Annotated in this window: 18 protein-coding genes, 1 tRNA gene, 2 rRNA genes, 1 other RNA gene and 1 other annotated feature (1 of these 23 cut by a window edge); of the genes, 15 read left to right on the forward strand and 7 right to left on the reverse strand. The window is 41.8% G+C overall.

The annotated features are described in order from the left end of the window. Both GRQ40_RS00055 and rrf read left to right on the forward strand, forming a co-directional pair. Positions 1 to 757, forward strand: a 23S ribosomal RNA gene (locus tag GRQ40_RS00055); it begins 2172 nt to the left of the window's first position. A 285-nt stretch (positions 758 to 1042) separates the two neighbouring features. Next, a 5S ribosomal RNA gene (rrf, locus tag GRQ40_RS00060) occupies positions 1043 to 1159 on the forward strand. Positions 1160 to 1226: 67 nt separating this feature from the next. On the opposite strand, the gene GRQ40_RS00065 is transcribed toward rrf, so the two are convergent. The 4 genes from GRQ40_RS00065 to GRQ40_RS00080 all read right to left on the reverse strand — a co-directional run bounded on the left by GRQ40_RS00065 (position 1227) and on the right by GRQ40_RS00080 (position 3423). Beyond that, positions 1227 to 1706, reverse strand: a complete 480-nt coding sequence (locus tag GRQ40_RS00065; RefSeq protein ID WP_236546434.1) for an IS630 family transposase — start codon at positions 1704 to 1706, stop codon at positions 1227 to 1229. Next, positions 1699 to 1941, reverse strand: coding sequence for a helix-turn-helix domain-containing protein (locus tag GRQ40_RS18855; RefSeq protein ID WP_159719152.1), 243 nt, complete (start codon positions 1939 to 1941; stop codon positions 1699 to 1701). Before GRQ40_RS18855 ends, GRQ40_RS00065 begins: the two co-directional genes overlap by 8 nt. Before the next feature lie 9 nt (positions 1942 to 1950). Beyond that, on the reverse strand, positions 1951 to 2235 hold the full coding sequence (locus GRQ40_RS00075) for a COG3415 family protein (RefSeq protein WP_159719153.1): 285 nt from the start codon (positions 2233 to 2235) through the stop codon (positions 1951 to 1953). A 219-nt stretch (positions 2236 to 2454) separates the two neighbouring features. After that, complete coding sequence (locus GRQ40_RS00080; RefSeq protein ID WP_066145293.1) at positions 2455 to 3423, reverse strand: YaaC family protein; 969 nt, start codon at positions 3421 to 3423, stop codon at positions 2455 to 2457. Positions 3424 to 3548: 125 nt separating this feature from the next. Between GRQ40_RS00080 and guaB the strand changes: the two genes are divergently transcribed. The 6 genes from guaB to GRQ40_RS00110 all read left to right on the forward strand — a co-directional run bounded on the left by guaB (position 3549) and on the right by GRQ40_RS00110 (position 10315). Then, complete coding sequence (gene guaB, locus GRQ40_RS00085; RefSeq protein WP_044745783.1) at positions 3549 to 5015, forward strand: IMP dehydrogenase; 1467 nt, start codon at positions 3549 to 3551, stop codon at positions 5013 to 5015. Positions 5016 to 5415: 400 nt separating this feature from the next. Then, positions 5416 to 6723 (forward strand): serine hydrolase, encoded by a 1308-nt coding sequence (locus tag GRQ40_RS00090; protein ID WP_370514192.1) that lies wholly within the window; start codon positions 5416 to 5418, stop codon positions 6721 to 6723. A gap of 162 nt (positions 6724 to 6885) precedes the next feature. Continuing rightward, positions 6886 to 7770 carry a pyridoxal 5'-phosphate synthase lyase subunit PdxS gene (gene pdxS / locus GRQ40_RS00095; RefSeq protein WP_044745781.1) on the forward strand — a complete coding sequence of 295 codons (885 nt, stop codon included), beginning with the start codon at positions 6886 to 6888 and terminating at the stop codon, positions 7768 to 7770. Positions 7771 to 7788: 18 nt separating this feature from the next. Beyond that, positions 7789 to 8367 (forward strand): pyridoxal 5'-phosphate synthase glutaminase subunit PdxT, encoded by a 579-nt coding sequence (pdxT, locus tag GRQ40_RS00100; RefSeq protein ID WP_159719155.1) that lies wholly within the window; start codon positions 7789 to 7791, stop codon positions 8365 to 8367. Positions 8368 to 8424: 57 nt separating this feature from the next. Then, positions 8425 to 8641: a binding site (T-box leader), on the forward strand. Positions 8642 to 8696: 55 nt separating this feature from the next. Continuing rightward, positions 8697 to 9971, forward strand: coding sequence for a serine--tRNA ligase (gene serS / locus GRQ40_RS00105; protein WP_044745779.1), 1275 nt, complete (start codon positions 8697 to 8699; stop codon positions 9969 to 9971). A 251-nt stretch (positions 9972 to 10222) separates the two neighbouring features. Beyond that, positions 10223 to 10315, forward strand: a tRNA-Ser gene (locus GRQ40_RS00110). Positions 10316 to 10443: 128 nt separating this feature from the next. Here GRQ40_RS00110 and GRQ40_RS00115 read toward each other — a convergent pair. The 3 genes from GRQ40_RS00115 to GRQ40_RS00125 all read right to left on the reverse strand — a co-directional run bounded on the left by GRQ40_RS00115 (position 10444) and on the right by GRQ40_RS00125 (position 13153). Beyond that, complete coding sequence (locus GRQ40_RS00115) at positions 10444 to 11112, reverse strand: deoxynucleoside kinase (protein WP_066145278.1); 669 nt, start codon at positions 11110 to 11112, stop codon at positions 10444 to 10446. Continuing rightward, positions 11099 to 11746: a deoxynucleoside kinase gene (locus tag GRQ40_RS00120; protein ID WP_066145274.1), complete on the reverse strand. Its 648-nt coding sequence runs from the start codon at positions 11744 to 11746 to the stop codon at positions 11099 to 11101. Before GRQ40_RS00120 ends, GRQ40_RS00115 begins: the two co-directional genes overlap by 14 nt. A 120-nt stretch (positions 11747 to 11866) precedes the next feature. Continuing rightward, positions 11867 to 13153 carry a glycoside hydrolase family 18 protein gene (locus tag GRQ40_RS00125; protein ID WP_159719156.1) on the reverse strand — a complete coding sequence of 429 codons (1287 nt, stop codon included), beginning with the start codon at positions 13151 to 13153 and terminating at the stop codon, positions 11867 to 11869. A gap of 88 nt (positions 13154 to 13241) precedes the next feature. Between GRQ40_RS00125 and tadA the strand changes: the two genes are divergently transcribed. The 7 genes from tadA (at position 13242) to GRQ40_RS00160 (ending at position 17430) form a co-directional block, all read left to right on the forward strand. After that, the gene (tadA, locus tag GRQ40_RS00130; protein WP_080859806.1) at positions 13242 to 13733 is read left to right on the forward strand and encodes a tRNA adenosine(34) deaminase TadA; all 492 of its coding nucleotides are present in this window, start codon (positions 13242 to 13244) and stop codon (positions 13731 to 13733) included. Positions 13734 to 13787: 54 nt separating this feature from the next. Further along, positions 13788 to 14052, forward strand: an RNA gene (gene ffs, locus GRQ40_RS00135) — signal recognition particle sRNA large type. 127 nt (positions 14053 to 14179) lie between these two features. After that, positions 14180 to 15880 carry a DNA polymerase III subunit gamma/tau gene (gene dnaX, locus GRQ40_RS00140; protein WP_044745774.1) on the forward strand — a complete coding sequence of 567 codons (1701 nt, stop codon included), beginning with the start codon at positions 14180 to 14182 and terminating at the stop codon, positions 15878 to 15880. 20 nt (positions 15881 to 15900) lie between these two features. Further along, positions 15901 to 16224: a YbaB/EbfC family nucleoid-associated protein gene (locus GRQ40_RS00145; RefSeq protein ID WP_044745773.1), complete on the forward strand. Its 324-nt coding sequence runs from the start codon at positions 15901 to 15903 to the stop codon at positions 16222 to 16224. A gap of 11 nt (positions 16225 to 16235) precedes the next feature. Beyond that, positions 16236 to 16832, forward strand: coding sequence for a recombination mediator RecR (gene recR / locus GRQ40_RS00150; RefSeq protein WP_044745772.1), 597 nt, complete (start codon positions 16236 to 16238; stop codon positions 16830 to 16832). Positions 16833 to 16856: 24 nt separating this feature from the next. Further along, complete coding sequence (locus GRQ40_RS00155) at positions 16857 to 17081, forward strand: YaaL family protein (RefSeq protein WP_044745771.1); 225 nt, start codon at positions 16857 to 16859, stop codon at positions 17079 to 17081. An 82-nt stretch (positions 17082 to 17163) separates the two neighbouring features. Next, the gene (locus GRQ40_RS00160; protein ID WP_044745770.1) at positions 17164 to 17430 is read left to right on the forward strand and encodes a pro-sigmaK processing inhibitor BofA family protein; all 267 of its coding nucleotides are present in this window, start codon (positions 17164 to 17166) and stop codon (positions 17428 to 17430) included. Positions 17431 to 17500: the final 70 nt, after the last annotated feature.

Genomic DNA, 17500 nt, shown 5'->3' on the forward strand with positions numbered 1-17500 from the left:
CGCCAGTCTTGGCGGAGTCGCCCTTGGGATACCACCCTTGTCGTACTGAAGTTCTAACCCGCACCCCTGATCGGGGTGGGAGACCGTGTCAGGTGGGCAGTTTGACTGGGGCGGTCGCCTCCCAAAGAGTAACGGAGGCGCCCAAAGGTTCCCTCAGAATGGTTGGAAATCATTCGAAGAGTGTAAAGGCAGAAGGGAGCTTGACTGCGAGACCTACAAGTCGAGCAGGGACGAAAGTCGGGCTTAGTGATCCGGTGGTTCCGCATGGAAGGGCCATCGCTCAACGGATAAAAGCTACCCCGGGGATAACAGGCTTATCTCCCCCAAGAGTCCACATCGACGGGGAGGTTTGGCACCTCGATGTCGGCTCATCGCATCCTGGGGCTGTAGTCGGTCCCAAGGGTTGGGCTGTTCGCCCATTAAAGCGGTACGCGAGCTGGGTTCAGAACGTCGTGAGACAGTTCGGTCCCTATCCGTCGCGGGCGCAGGAAATTTGAGAGGAGCTGTCCTTAGTACGAGAGGACCGGGATGGACGCACCGCTGGTGTACCAGTTGTCCTGCCAAGGGCACCGCTGGGTAGCTATGTGCGGAAGGGATAAGCGCTGAAAGCATCTAAGCGTGAAGCCTCCCTCAAGATGAGATTTCCCATTGCATAAGCAAGTAAGATCCCTCGAAGATGACGAGGTAGATAGGTCCGAGGTGGAAGCGTGGCGACACGTGCAGCTGACGGATACTAATCGATCGAGGACTTAACCAATACGAAAAGGGGAGCAAGCTCGCTTGCATCCATAGGGCGTTCAAGCTTCTGACGGACAAGTCAGGAGACTGGGACAGAAGAAGCGGAAACGACCGTAGGATGCAGCTTGCGGAACTAGACAATACGAAAAGTGGAAGCGAGCGCTTAGCGCCGGAAGGAAAATATTCTTCCGACGAGACATGCTTGCATGTCGATGGAAAGCGGAGCAAGACATCAAGAAAAGCACCGCCTATCCTTTCTTCTCTGATCTGTTATCTAGTTTTGAAGGAACCATCCTTCGAATAGTCTAGTGACGATGGCGGAGAGGTCACACCCGTTCCCATCCCGAACACGGAAGTTAAGCTCTCCAGCGCCGATGGTAGTTGGGGCTAACGCCCCTGCAAGAGTAGGACGTTGCTAGGCAAACAAACAATAGGACCTGACTAAACGTCACGTTTAGTCAGGTCCTTTGTTTATATATAAATCCAAGTTAATAAACGGACATATATTTCATTCCGTCTCGCAAGTCTGCACGGTCCTTATCGTATCGATTTGACAGCACCACTTCCTTAAGCCACTTCCAAATCCGTTCCATAAGATTGAGAGTAGGCGAGTAAGACGGCAAGAAGAAAAGTGTCAGCCTGTCTTCGTGTTTAGTCAAAAAAGGACGCAGTGCAAGGGCGTGGTGGTAGCGAGCATGGTCCAGCTCCAGAATGAGATGCTTTTGCGGATGGCATGGAAGCAAGTATTTCAAGAACTGGTGAAATGTTTGGGTGTTACACGTGTCCGTTTCCATGAAGAATACCTCTCCTTCTTCTGGATTCACCTCGCCAAACAGGTGACGTGTCGTCTGAGATCCAGAAACCGGCACTTGTTTTTGTTTTCCTTTCGGCTGCCAGGTGGCATGTAGGGTTTGGACATCACGGATAGGGATTTCATCTTCATATAACAGAACACAGGAGTCAGTCATCACGTTTTTTTATCATATTCAGCTCACTTTGGAAGTTCTGTTGTTTTTGTTCATTGACTTTGATCAGGACATACGTCGGTCGCGTATAGCGAAAGCCGAGTCGATGCACCATGAGGCGAATACCTTCCCTTGACATTCCCACATGAAATCGGTTCATGAGAAAGGTTTGGATCAGTTTCGTATTCCAGTACGACTCTTGCGCAAACCCAAGTTCACATGGTGTTTGTTCACTCACGATGGCGATTCACTCATCTTGTTCTTCCAGAGACAAGTAGGTAGGCTTGTGCGAAGTGAAGTTCCGGCTCAACAACTGATCGAGACCGCCTTCTGAAAACAGACGAACGTATTCGGATACGCTTTTGCGATTCAAACCGAGGCAAGCAGCAACCTCAATGCCCTTGTATCCTTCCATCACCATCCGAATGGAAGCCACTTGCTTGTACTGCCATGTGTGTTTGGATTGTTTTTCTTGTTGGCGTAATGCATCAATGGTCCAGCCGTGTGTCTCTGTAATTTGCCAAGTTTTCATCTCTACCACTCCTGTCCGTCTATCCTATTTTCAGTGTAGACGGCTCAGAGACGAGATAACCGTATGCCCAAAAAAGAACTTGGATTTATATATAAATGATTTGGTGGTCAACGGCCGCTCTACAAACTTTTTTATCATGTACTTATTGTAGTAGAGGCCAAGATCAGAGATCCGGGGACTCATGAATGGATCTCGACAACCGACTGTTGCAAAATACGATCAGTTAGTTAAAGCTAAATACTCATACAATAAAAAAGGGACTTTTTCAAATGTTACAGATAAAAACTTATGGATAAACGGATAGGCTTCGCTCGAATAGGAATGTAGCAATTCACTCCACCATTCTGTTTCGTATCGAGAGATCATGCTTAAGTTATATAATAATAAATAATGAAATATAACCTCCTGTTTTTGAAATATCTCTTCGCGTTGTGTCGGAAGACGATATGTTTTCGTGCTCAAATCAAACATAAACGGTTCATGCTCTAATGATTTTAATTGATCAGTACAAATGGCTTTAATATAATTCCCCTCTATTTCAACAGATTCTTTTTGAATCCAGTGCCATTCTGGAATGACATGGCTTATGAAATGAGAAAATGTCATATGGTAATCGTCTAAAATAGTAACTGGAATGAGGATGCATTGTCGAAAAGGATCGTAATGGACTTTCCTTGATAGCTTAGCCCCATAGTAGACTTCAAACAATTCGTGAAGCTCGCTAATGCGCTTTAATAAAGAACGCATTTGAAATTTTTCTCCAGCCATATGTTTCACATGGAACATTTTTTCAGAAAAATGAGTAAACAATCCGTGCTTTTGAACTTTTACTTCGTCATTGAAAAAATTATAATTTTGTTTTTTTTGCTTTCTTGTTGAAACACCATGCGCTAAAACAGATGATGACATGGGATAATCAGCATCTACAGTAAGAATACAAGCTTTTAAAAGCTGGACCATTCCATAAAATAAAAGGACAGGTTGAATTGAGAGAGGAGCTGTTCGAGCTGTCAGATAAAAGCTTTGACCATGCTGTAAATAGTAAAGAAAAGCGTAGCCATTTGCATAACTTTTTTGTTTTGCGTCTTCTCTTCCCGTCTTGGAATAACAACGGTATAACAATTGTTGAACCATGCTTGTAGAATGGAAAGAGGAAAATTTCATCCAAACTTCCTCGCTATGTAACATTGACCATTCCCCTTTCGTTGAAATGATAAAATTGAAAGAAAAATCGAACATTTCCTTGATTCCTTGACAGTATTTTAACCAGTTGTTAAGCTACTAATAATATTTCCGGATGAGGAGGATAAAACATGTGGGAATCTAAATTTGTAAAAGAAGGATTGACCTTTGATGATGTTCTTCTTATTCCTGCAAAATCAGAAGTATTGCCTCGAGATGTAGATGTTAAAACTCAACTTACTCCAACGTTATCGTTAAATATTCCCATTATCAGTGCAGGGATGGATACCGTTACTGAAGCAGAAATGGCGATTGCAATGGCTCGCCAAGGTGGATTAGGAATTATTCATAAAAACATGTCAATCGAACAACAGGCAGAGCAGGTAGACAAAGTTAAGCGTTCAGAACGTGGAGTAATTACTGATCCATTCTTTTTGACTCCAGATCATCAAGTATATGATGCGGAGCACTTGATGGGCAAATATCGCATTTCCGGTGTTCCAATTGTTAATAATGAAACAGAACAAAAGCTGGTCGGCATTATTACCAATCGAGACTTACGTTTTATTCAAGATTACTCCATAAAAATTTCCGATGTCATGACAAAGGAAAACCTAATTACAGCTCCTGTAGGTACTACTTTAGAAGAGGCAGAAAAGATTTTGCAAAAATATAAGGTTGAAAAATTGCCTCTTGTTGACGAAAATGGCGTTTTGAAAGGATTAATCACGATTAAAGACATTGAAAAGGTGATTGAGTTTCCGAACTCAGCAAAGGACGAAAAAGGCCGTTTATTAGTTGGTGCTGCTGTTGGGGTAACAGCTGATACAATGATTCGTGTAAAAAAATTAGTTGAGGCCAATGTGGACGTAATTGTTGTAGATACGGCTCACGGCCATTCAAAAGGTGTTCTTGATACAGTACGAAAAATCCGCGAACAGTATCCGAAGCTAAATATTATTGCAGGAAATGTGGCTACGGCAGAAGCGACAAGAGATTTAATTGAGGCTGGGGCTAATATTATCAAAGTGGGAATTGGACCAGGTTCGATCTGTACGACGCGCGTTGTTGCTGGTGTAGGAGTGCCACAAATCACAGCTATTTATGATTGTGCGACAGAGGCGCGCAAATACGGTGTTCCAATTATTGCAGATGGCGGAATTAAGTATTCAGGCGATATTGTGAAGGCTCTAGCAGCTGGCGCTCATGCCGTAATGCTTGGAAGCCTTTTAGCTGGGGTAACAGAAAGCCCTGGAGAAACCGAAATTTATCAAGGCCGTCGTTTTAAAGTGTACCGTGGAATGGGATCTGTTTCAGCGATGGAAAAAGGAAGTAAGGACCGCTACTTCCAAGAAGATAATAAAAAATTTGTTCCGGAAGGAATCGAAGGCCGTGTGCCTTATAAAGGACCGCTTGCCGATACGATTTATCAACTTGTCGGTGGTTTAAGATCCGGAATGGGCTATTGTGGAACAAAAAATCTAGAAGAATTGCGCGAGAAGTCACAATTTATTCGCATGACAGGTGCAGGATTGCGGGAAAGCCATCCGCATGATGTACAAATCACAAAAGAAGCTCCAAACTATTCCATTTCATAATGATTTGCCTGTTGATGTAACATTAGTAGTTTTTTCAGTGTACAAGCTTTATATGAAAGTTATAGCGCGATTGGAAAGAAGCCGCTCCATTTTTTGACTGTCAGAGGCAAGTCATAGACTTGCCTTCGTCACGCCAAAGTGTGACAGAGAGACGAGCAACAAATGCATTTATCTGGAAGACGTTGTTGTTCGGCCACCTGACTGTCGAAATCAAATAGTCGCTTAGTCGAAGAAGAAGCGAAAATGTTAGCATGCCAAGTTGCATTTCGATCGCTTGAAGCGGAGGAAGGTTCCTCCGTCTATTTTTTTGTATAGGAGTATGTTACAATAACGTTTGTGTAAGGAGGGTGTAAAAGTGAAAAGAAAGAAAAGTATAATAATAGGATTAGTTTTAGTGTTCCTGCTAGCAACGGTTTTTCCATTGAATAAAAAAGTGGAGGCCGCACAGGATCCGATAAATATTGAAGCGGATGCGGCGATACTTGTTGATGCAGGATCAGGAAGAATTTTGTACCAAAAGAATATTGATACCGTTCTTGGAATCGCAAGTATGACAAAAATGATGACAGAATATTTGTTATTAGAAGCAGTGAAACAAAAACGTGTGAAATGGGATCAAGAATATACACCAAGTGATTATGTATACCGTCTGTCACAAGATCGCGATCTATCTAATGTTCCACTAAGAAAAGATGGAAAGTATACCGTTCGTGAGCTTTATGAGGCAATGGCGATCTATTCTGCTAATGCCGCTGCAGTTGCTATCGCTGAAATTGTAGGCGGTTCAGAGGAAAACTTCGTCAGAATGATGAATGAAAAAGCGAAAAAACTGGGGTTACAAGGTTATAAATTTGTCAATGCGACAGGACTAAGCAATCAAGATTTACAAGGATTTCATCCACAAGGAACAGAAGCAAGCGAAGAAAATGTTATGTCAGCTCGTGCTGTTGCTACGTTAGCTTACCATTTACTTAAAGAGTATCCTGAAGTGTTAGAAACCTCGAGCATAACGAAAAAAACATTTAGAGAAGGCACAGACGACCAAATTAAAATGGACAATTGGAACTGGATGCTGCCAGGTCTTGTTTATGGCTATGAGGGAGTAGACGGATTGAAAACAGGATATACAGATTTTGCTGGCTACTGCTTTACAGGAACGGCGGAGAAAAACGGTGTTCGCTTTATTACGGTTGTTATGAATGCAAAAAGCAATGGCAAATCGACCATTAATGCTCGATTCGAGCAAACGAGAAAGCTATTGGATTATGCGTTCAGCAACTATTCATTAAAAGAACTTTATCCAGCAGGGTATCAACAAAAAGGTGACGCTACTCTGCCTGTAACGAAGGGAAAGGAAAAATCAGTAGCTGTTGTCACGAAAAAAACCCTTTCTCTTGTCATAAAAAATGGGGAAGACAAAAACTATAAGCCAGTATATGTGTTTGACAAGAAAAAGCTCAATAAAGATGGAGAGTTAACAGCACCGATCAAAAAAGGCGAAAAAGTTGGATACATGACGGTGCGGTATACGGGAGCTAATGATGATGATTATTTGACACCAAATGGGAAAAGTGCCGTACAGGTAGATGTTGTAGCTAAACAAAGCGTGGAAAAAGCAAATGGATTTGTATTGATGATGAGAGGAATCGGCGGTTTATTCAGCGATATTTGGACAAGTGTGACAAAGACGGTCAAAGGCTGGTTGTAAAAAGCTTCCTCCTCAAGCAGGAGGAGCTTTTTACTTTTTTTATTGTGATTTTTAAAAAAATTGAGGTAAAATAAGAAAATGTAATTAAATTATTTCTTATCGCTTTTCTTTCTTTTTTCATGAAAAAATACGACTACATGAGGTTATTAGGAGGAATCACAAGTGGCTATTACAGGTACAGAGCGTGTCAAACGCGGAATGGCGGAAATGCAAAAAGGCGGCGTTATTATGGATGTGGTAAATGCTGAACAAGCAAAAATCGCAGAAGCTGCTGGAGCTGTAGCGGTTATGGCATTGGAGCGCGTGCCAGCTGATATCCGGGCTGCAGGCGGTGTTGCTCGTATGGCAGATCCAACTGTAGTGGAAGAAGTAATGAAAGCTGTTTCCATTCCGGTAATGGCGAAAGCGCGTATTGGTCATTATGTGGAGGCAAGAGTTCTTGAAGCGTTAGGGGTAGACTATATTGATGAAAGTGAAGTTTTGACTCCTGCTGATGAAGAATTCCATATTGATAAACGCCAATTTACCGTACCATTTGTGTGCGGATGTCGAGATTTAGGGGAGGCAGCTCGTCGGATTGCTGAAGGCGCATCGATGCTGCGGACAAAAGGAGAGCCGGGAACAGGAAATATTGTTGAAGCTGTCCGCCATATGCGCAAAGTGAATGCTCAAGTGCGTAAAGTTGTGAGCATGAGTGAAGATGAGTTGATGACAGAAGCAAAAAATCTCGGCGCTCCGTTTGAAGTGCTGCTTGAGATTAAACGATTAGGCCGGTTACCTGTAGTTAATTTCGCAGCGGGTGGAGTAGCGACTCCTGCGGATGCTGCTTTAATGATGTACTTAGGAGCAGATGGCGTATTTGTAGGGTCTGGTATTTTCAAATCAGAGAATCCGGAGAAATATGCGCGTGCGATTGTTGAAGCAACGACTCATTACGAAGACTATGAACTAATTGCTCATCTTTCTAAAGGGTTAGGCGGGGCGATGAGAGGAATCGATATTTCGTCGTTATTACCTGAACAACGCATGCAAGAACGCGGCTGGTAATCAAGGGAGAAGGTTAAGATGATAAAAATTGGTGTTTTAGGTTTGCAAGGAGCTGTCCGAGAGCACGTTCAGTCGATTGAATCGTGTGGAGCTGAAGCGGCTGTCATCAAAAAAATGGAGCAGGTTCAAGAAATCGATGGTCTTATTATTCCAGGTGGCGAGAGTACGACGATGCGTCGGCTAATGGATCAATACGGTTTTATAATGCCGTTAAAGGAGTTTGCTGCACAAGGTAAACCCATCTTTGGAACGTGCGCAGGCTTGATTATGTTAGCTAAACGTATTGTTGGATATGATGAACCACATCTTGGTTTAATGGATATTACTGTTGAACGGAATTCATTTGGCCGTCAGCGGGAAAGCTTTGAAGCGGAACTGTCAATTACTGGAGTCGCTGATGATTTTGTTGGTGTCTTTATTCGTGCACCACATATTGTTGAAGTTGGAGAAGAGGTAGAAATTTTAGCAAAGCACGAGGGACGAATAGTCGCTGCGAGACAGGGACAATTTTTAGGATGCTCTTTCCATCCAGAATTAACAGAAGATCATCGAATGACACAGTATTTTATAAATATGGTTAAAGAATCGATGGAATAAAACCATTGCATCTTGCCGAACCTTGTAGTACATTATTTTTATTAAAAGTGAATGAGCGTTAAAGTGATGAAAGGAAATAGTAGCAGGAATGTTTCTCTTCAGAGAATCGGTGGGTGGTGCGAACCGATGGGAAACGCTTGTGAATCCATCCTTGAGCGAAATGCCGAACGCTTGAACGCAAGTAAGCATTTCCGGTGTCAAGCCGTTACCAATTTGAGTGGAAGACATTTTGTCTTCAATTAGGGTGGCAACGCGGGTTACTCTCGTCCCTTGGTTTAATAAGGGGACGAGAGTTTTTTATTTTAGGAATAAAAAAGGAGGAACAAGAGATGTTAGATTTGAAATTTTTGCGCACGAATTTAGCGGAAGTGAAAGAAAAGCTGAAACATCGTGGTGAAGATTTAACGGATTTTACTCGTTTTGAAGAGCTTGATCAGAAGCGGAGGGAGCTCATTGCTAAAGCAGAGGAGCTAAAAAGTAAACGGAACGAGGTATCTCAACAAATCGCTATTTTAAAGCGGGAAAAGCAGGATGCTGATCATTTGATCACTGAAATGCGTGAAGTTGGCGATCGCATTAAAGTGTTGGATCATGAATTGCGACAAGTCGAAGAGACGTTAGAGATGTTATTGCTTTCGATTCCGAATATTCCACATGAATCTGTGCCGATCGGGGAATCTGAAGAGGATAATGTGGAAATCCGCAAATGGGGAGAACCTCGTGCGTTTTCATTTGAAGCGAAGCCACATTGGGAAATTGCTGATCAGCTTGGCATTTTGGATTTTGAGCGTGCAGCGAAAGTGACAGGAAGCCGATTTGTATTTTATAAAGGATTAGGTGCTCGGTTAGAGCGAGCGCTTATTAGTTTCATGCTTGATCTGCATGTAGAAGAGCATGGATATGAAGAAGTGCTCCCTCCATATATTGTAAATCGTTCTAGCATGACAGGAACAGGTCAATTGCCCAAATTTGAAGAGGATGCGTTTCGAATTGAAAGCGAGGATTATTTTTTAATTCCTACGGCAGAAGTGCCTGTGACTAATCTGCACCGCGACGAAATTTTATCAGCAGAAGACTTGCCGCTCAACTATGTGGCATATAGTGCATGCTTCCGTTCAGAGGCCGGTTCAGCTGGCCGCGATACAAGAGGACTAATTCGCCAGCATCAATTTAACAAAGTGGAGCTTGTGAAATTTGTGAAGCCTGAGGACTCTTATGCGGAGCTAGAAAAATTAACGAGCCATGCTGAGAAGGTGCTTCAGTTGCTAGAACTGCCTTATCGTGTGATGAGCATGTGCACAGGTGATTTAGGATTTACAGCGGCTAAAAAATATGATATCGAAGTTTGGCTCCCAAGCTACGGCACTTACCGAGAAATTTCTTCTTGCAGCAACTTCGAGTCATTCCAAGCGCGCCGTGCTAATATTCGTTTTCGCCGAGATCCAAAAGCGAAACCTGAACACGTTCATACGCTTAATGGATCTGGTTTAGCTATTGGCCGGACAGTGGCTGCTATTTTGGAAAATTATCAGCAAGAGGATGGCACTGTCTTAATTCCAAAAGTGTTGCGTCCTTATATGGGAAATAAAGAAGTCATCCGATAATTATCGGATCAGGAGTAACGGCAAAAATAATAGAAAGATGACTTAAAATATCGGAGGCAAGTCACTGGCTTGCCTTCCGACTGTGATTTTTTATTGATGCCGTTCGTTTCTATTTACACAGCACAAGGATAGCAAGCGAATGAATTTTGTCTGGTACCACGATTATTTTCTTTATATTTCGAATATGGGGGAAAAGGATGAAAAGTATTGACGGATGTATTTTCGTATGGTAAAGTAATTCTTGTCGATAAGGAGGAGTACCCAAGTCTGGCTGAAGGGGTCGGTCTTGAAAACCGAGAGGCGTCGAGAGGCGCGCGGGGGTTCGAATCCCTCCTCCTCCGCCATCAGTTCGTTTAAAGCACCACTGCGCATAAATGGAGATTGTTATTCGAAACGATTCGTTACTTTATTGTAACGAATTTTTTATTTTGCGCTTTGCCCGCTTTATAAAAAACCGCCTCAGAATAGGCGGTTATCTTTTTAAACAGCGGTATTGATGAAGAATGTGAGCCATTTTTTCGATAATTGGCTCAATGGATTGATCGTCTTCCAATAGATCGTAGTCATTAATATTAATGCGAAGTACAGGGCAGGCATTAAAGCTATTAATCCATTGTTCATAACGATCATACATTTCTTTCCAATATTCTATTGGAGTTTGTTGCTCCATAGGCCGGCCGCGCTCTTGAATTCGCCGTAAAATTTCTTCAAAGCTTCCCTCTAAATAAATGACCAAATCTGGGTGAGGAAAATAAGGAGTCATCACCATCGCTTCAAATAAGCTCGTATATGTTTCATAATCGACTTTTGTCATTGTTCCTTTCTCAAAATGCATTTTGGCAAAGATGCCCGTATCCTCATAAATGGAGCGATCTTGCACAAATCCTCCACCATATTCGAAGATTCGTTTTTGTTCTTTGAATCGTTCGGCAAGAAAATAAATTTGCAAGTGGAAGCTCCATCGTTGAAAATCAGCATAAAATTTGTCCAAATATGGGTTTGTATCTACTTTTTCAAAAGAAGTGCGAAACTGTAGTGCTTTGGCAAGAGCTTTCGTCATTGTTGATTTTCCGACGCCGACCGTCCCGGCAATTGTAATGACAGCATCATGCGGAATATGATATTTTTCACGTAAGTTCATTGCAGTTAACTCCTTCTAATCCATTTTTGATTTGTTCAAATATGTAGAGTAAATCTGATTTACGCTGGACAAAATCAAGCTTGTCCCCATCAAAATGTAAAATAGGAATGTGCGGCTTTTCTTTTTTTAACAATTCCATTGTTCGTTCATACGCAATGGATAGTTCATGTAAATACAATGGATCGATCTTTTTTTCGATCTTCCTTCCTCTCATCTTGATTCTGTGTAGCAATGTATCGAGACTCGCATTGAGATAGATGATCATATTAGGCTCTGGCATATCATCCGTTAAGATGTGGTATATTTTTAAGTATTTTTGATATTGATCATATCTTAATGTTCTTTCTGCAAAAATGAGGTTTTTTAGAATGTGATAATCAGCCACGACAGGCTTTTGTTTTTTCAGAAAATCGCGATTGATATCTTCTAATTGCTTATAGCGATTGCAGAGAAAGAACATTTCTGTTTGAAAGCTCCACTCTTCAATATTTTCATAAAATTTCCCGAGAAATGGATTTTCGTCAACGATTTCTTTTAGTAAATGATAATGAAATTGTTCAGAAATAGCTTTGGCTAGCGATGTTTTTCCAACCCCAATCGGTCCCTCTACCGCAATAAACGGTACGATCCCCATGTGACGCCCCTCCTTGATCGTTCAAAGTCTATTTAGACAGACAGGTTTTATTTTAGCATATACGATAAGAGAAAAGGGAGAGATCAATAAAAGAAATAGCACTTGAATATCAAGTGCTTTCTACCTCTTTATAACATTGAAATTATCAGTGATGAGAAGCCAATTTTGTGGGAAATCTAAACCAAGCTTCCAATAGCTAACGCCCCTTAAGCCGAGCTCTTTGACTAAATCAAATTTGGCTTGTATGGAACGAGCATCTTCAAACCATACTTGATGATCGTTTCCGTTTTCGTCCCGATAACGAAAATGAGGGGCTTGTGCTTTTGAATCATATTCGATCGCAGCATGATAACGGTTGGCAAGACGGATTGCTTGTTGCGGACTAATAGCTTGGGCGTATTTCCCCCCAGGAACATATGGAAGCGTCCAATCATAGCCGTATAAATTTTGTCCCATCATAATTTTTGAAGCAGGCATTTCGGTGATCGCATACTCTAATACTTGTCGAACAGGACCGATTGGTGAAACGGGCATTGGCGGTCCGCCGCTATATCCCCATTCATAGGTCATAATCACAACGAAATCAGCAATTTGGCCGTGAGCTCTATAATCGTGTGCTTCGTACCAGCGGCCTTTTTGTGTAGCACTTGTTTTTGGAGCGAGAGCGGTTGACATTAACCAACCTTCTCGATTAAATCGTTGTTTAGCTTTACGTAAAAAGGCGCTATATGCGTCTCGATCAGCGGGACGTAAATATTCCATGTCGAAATGGATATCACGAAAACCATACCGTTTGGCTGTAGAAACGATGTTTTCAAGAAATCGGTTTTGCAGTGCTTCGTTATTCAAGATAATAGATCCTAATTCATCGCTAAATTGGTCATTTTCAATATTGGTGATTACCATCATTAATGTTACATTATCCGCACGTGCAATAGAAGGAAAGTTATTAAGAAGCGGCTCTTTTAATGTTCCATCTCTTTGAATACGAAAGCTAAATGGGGCGAGGTATGTTAAGTATGGAGCAGCACTCCGCGCGCTTTCCTCCAAAACAGGAAGCACGTTCGCCGTCCGCGGCTCGACATATCCATTAAATTCAGCGTTTCTTTTTGGGAGCGGTGGAATATATAAACGCTGTCCAATTTGTAGAGGGGTGTTTATTTGTATACGATTGATTTGAGCAAGCTGTTGCGGTGTTGTTTGAAACTGTCTAGCGATTGACCAAAGGCTGTCTCCTGATTTTATCCAATAAAATCTCCCAACAATCGGAATGACGACGGTTTGGCCCACAACGAGTGAATTTGGCGTTTCAATTTTGTTGGCACGAATAATCTCTTCAGGAGTCGTATTGTAAGCTTGAGCAATTCCCGTCAGAGTTTGTCCTTGCTGTACAACATGAATTTGCATATATTCCCTCCTAGTTGCCTCTTTCCTTCTTCATATTTTATGATTAAGAAAAAAGCGAAATGACGGTTATTTTAGTGAGGGTTTAATCATGAATGATGAGTACTATATGCAGTTAGCGATTGAAGAAGCTAAAAAAGCAGAGAAAATAGGAGAGGTGCCGATTGGGGCTATTATTGTAAAAAATGGTGAAATTATTGCAAGCGCTCATAATTTGCGGGAAACTGAGCAACGGGCTATTGCTCACGCTGAAATATTAGCGATTGATCAAGCGTGTGAGGCGATGGGGTCATGGCGTCTTGAAGACGCGACACTATACGTCACATTAGAACCATGTGCGATGTGCGCCGGAGCTATTGTTCTTTCAAGGATAAAGAGGGTGGTGTTTGGCGCGAGCGATCCAAAAGGAGGATGTGCTGGAACGCTGATGAATTTATTGCAAGAGTCCAGGTTTAACCATCAAACAGAGGTGGTAGGTGGTGTACGGCAAGAAGAATGCGGCCGTATTCTCAGCGATTTTTTCCGACAGCTAAGAATCAGAAAAAAACAGAAAGATGAAAAGACTGGCGAACATTCCAAATAAATTACCATCTGCATTCATTGCTTTTTTTAAAAAAAGACGATATACTTATATTTGCCGTGCTAAGTGGGGAGGTAGCGGTGCCCTGTACTCGCAATCCGCTCTAGCGAGACCGAATTCCTTCCCGAGGTTAGTATGTTGTGAGGTCTGTCTTAAGCAAGTGGTGTTGACGTCTGGGTCCCACGCAATGGGATTCCGTGAACCCTGTCAGGTCCGGAAGGAAGCAGCAGTAAGCGGATGCTCCCATGTGCCGTGGGGGAGCCTGGACTGAGCTAACTGCTTAAGCAACGCTTGGGGCAGCTAATCGACGGAAGGTGCACGGTATACCATACATAAGTCAATCTCACTCTTTACAAAGAGTGGGTTTTTTTTATTTTGTTTTGTGTTTTGAAAAACGATTAAGACATTATATAATAAATAAGATAAGAGAAAAGAGGAGGGCCGTTTTTGTGACATATCAAGCGCTATATCGTGTGTTTCGGCCGCAGTTATTCGCTGATGTTGTCGGTCAGGAGCATGTAACGAAAACATTGCAAAGTGCCCTGCTTCAAAATAAAATATCCCACGCTTATCTTTTTTCTGGTCCACGTGGTACAGGTAAAACAAGCGCTGCGAAAATTTTGGCGAAGGCTGTAAATTGCGAGAGGGCGCCAGTAGCTGAGCCATGTAACGAATGTCCAGCTTGTGTTGGCATCACGAACGGTTCTATTCCAGATGTATTAGAAATTGATGCAGCATCCAATAATGGAGTAGATGAAATTCGTGATATTCGTGAGAAAGTAAAATTTGCACCTACTTCTGTACGATATAAGGTGTATATTGTAGATGAGGTGCATATGCTTTCGATCGGTGCTTTTAACGCATTATTAAAGACGTTAGAAGAGCCTCCAAAGCATGTCATTTTTATTTTAGCGACAACCGAGCCGCATAAAATTCCGCCTACTATTATTTCGCGTTGTCAACGCTTTGATTTTCGTAGAATTCAGCCTCATTCGATCGTTTCGAGATTAAGACAAGTGATCGATGCACAGCATATTAGGGCTTCTGATGAAGCGCTATTTGCAATCGCCCGCGCAGCGGACGGAGGTATGCGCGACGCATTAAGCTTGCTTGATCAAGCCATTTCCTTCAGCGAAGAAGAAGTATTGCTGGAAGATGTGCTTTCTATGACAGGAGCAGTATCTTCTTTTATGTTGACTGATCTTGTCCGAGCTGTTCACCAAAAAAATGTGGCGGAAGCTTTACGGCTTTTAGAGCAATTTATGGATCAGGGAAAGGATTCAAATCGCTTGATCGAGGATTTAATCTTTTATTATCGAGATCTTCTGTTATACAAGACAGCTCCAGATTTAAGCGGCATGATAAGAGAGGTGTTGGTGGATCAGGAGTTTCAGCAGCTTGCTCAAATGATTCCTGTGTCCTCTATTTACGAAACAATCGAAATTTTAAATAAAAGTCAGCAGGAAATGAAATGGACGAATCATCCACGTATTTTTTTAGAAGTTGCTTTAGTCAAGCTTTGTCATCAAGAGCACCAGTCTCCATCATTACCTGCAGCAGAAGACATGCGTCATCTGATAAAGAAAATCGAAAATCTGGAGACAGAGCTGCTTCGTTTGAAAGAACAAGGGATTTCTGCGCCACCTCAAGATTCTGTATCTGTCCAAACGAAAAAAACGACAAAACCATTGAAAACAAGCGGATATAAAACGCCTGTCGGCCGCATTCATGAAATATTAAAGCAGGCCACACACCAAGATTTATTATTAATTAAAAGCCATTGGGCAGAAGTACTCGATATTTTAAAAAAGCAAAATAAAGTATCACATGCTGCTCTATTGCAGGAAAGTGAGCCAGTTGCAGCAAGCCCTCAGGCATTTGTTTTAAAATTTAAATACGAAATTCATTGTAAAATGGCAGCTGATAATACGAACCAAGTAAAGGAAAACGTAGAAGCCATTTTGTTTGATTTGACGCAGCGTCATGTTGAAATGATCGCTGTTCCTGATGAAGAATGGGGAGCGATAAGAGAAGAGTTTATTCGTGAAAAAGGAATGCAAAGAGACAAAGAACCTCGGCGGGAGGAGGATCCGCTTATTGCGGAAGCCAAACGATTGTTTGGAGAAGATTTAATCGAAATTAAAGAATAATCTTAAAGGAGGAATTGATCATGATGCGTGGAATGGGAAACATGCAAAAAATGATGAAGCAAATGCAAAAAATGCAAAAAGATATGCAAAAAGCACAAGAAGAGCTCGCTGAAAAACAAGTAGAGGGAACAGCTGGGGGTGGCATGGTCACTGTAGTTGCAAATGGCCATAAGCAAATTTTGGAGGTGAAAATTAAAGAAGAGGTTGTCGATCCTGAGGATATTGAGATGCTGCAAGACTTAATTTTAGCTGCAACAAATGATGCGTTGAAAAAAGTAGATGAGCTGACAGCGGAAACGATGGGACAATTTACAAAAGGTTTAAATATCCCAGGCCTGTTCTAGGAGGATGTTTCATGCATTATCCAGAGCCGATATCCAAATTAATTGACAGCTTTATGAAATTGCCGGGAATTGGACCGAAAACAGCGGTGCGGCTCGCTTTTTTTGTCCTTGATATGAAAGAAGATACTGTATTAGACTTTGCTAAAGCGTTAGTAAACGCCAAGCGCAATTTGTCTTATTGTACGGTGTGCGGCCATATTACAGATAGGGATCCGTGCTATATTTGTGAAGATGAAAGACGGGACCAAACGACGATCTGCGTAGTTCAAGAGTCGAAAGATGTGATCGCAATGGAAAAAATGAAAGAGTACAACGGACTGTATCATGTCTTGCATGGAGCTATTTCTCCAATGGATGGCATCGGTCCAGAAGATATCAAAATTCCTGAACTGCTAAAGCGTCTTCAGGATGAAACGGTGCAGGAGGTTATTTTAGCTACAAACCCTAACATCGAAGGAGAAGCGACAGCTATGTATATATCAAGGCTCCTGAAGCCAACAGGCATCAAAGTAACCCGGATTGCTCATGGATTGCCAGTAGGAGGAGACCTAGAATATGCAGATGAAGTGACGCTTTCCAAGGCTCTTGAAGGTCGCCGAGAATTATAAGAAAATTTAGTTGAGGTGAGTCGCGTGCTTTGGCGACGCAAAGGATGGTTAAAAAAGCAATTCGATCAGCGATTAATTGAAGAACTGGAAGTAACGAGAGAGGAATGGATGAAACAAAAGCAGCTTATTGAGAAAAGCATAGAGCCTTCACAGGAAGTACTCATCGATGTAAAAATTGCTGAAGCGAAATATTTTTTTCTTATTCGAGAAGCAAAGCTTCGGCGTCTATCATTAAAAGGAGCGAGATAAGCTCCTTTTTTTGTTCTTTTTTTGTCATGTACGCATAATGTTGAAGTAGTACAAGCAATCTTTATATAAAGGGGCGGATATAATGGAACCCAAAATGGTGATTACTTTGTTTTTTTGTGCCATTGTTCTTTTGTTGTTTGTGGGAACACCCTTAAAGCCCATTCGTTTTTTTGGTTACGGGGCTATTAAATTAATGATCGGAGCGTTATTTTTATTTGTTTTAAATGCTATTGGAACTTCTTTTAATATTCATGTACCCATTAACCTTTTAACATCATTTATATCTGGATTTTTAGGAATTCCCGGAGTGGCTGCTTTAGTGATTATTCAAAAATATATTCTTCTATAAAAGAAGTTACCTTCGACAAATACGATTTGAAAAAGAAATGATAGAGCTTTAGCAAGAGAAAAGTGACGTA

It is taken from the genome of Anoxybacillus sp. PDR2 (assembly GCF_009834045.1).
Classification (GTDB): Bacteria; Bacillota; Bacilli; order Bacillales; family Anoxybacillaceae; genus Anoxybacteroides; species Anoxybacteroides rupiense.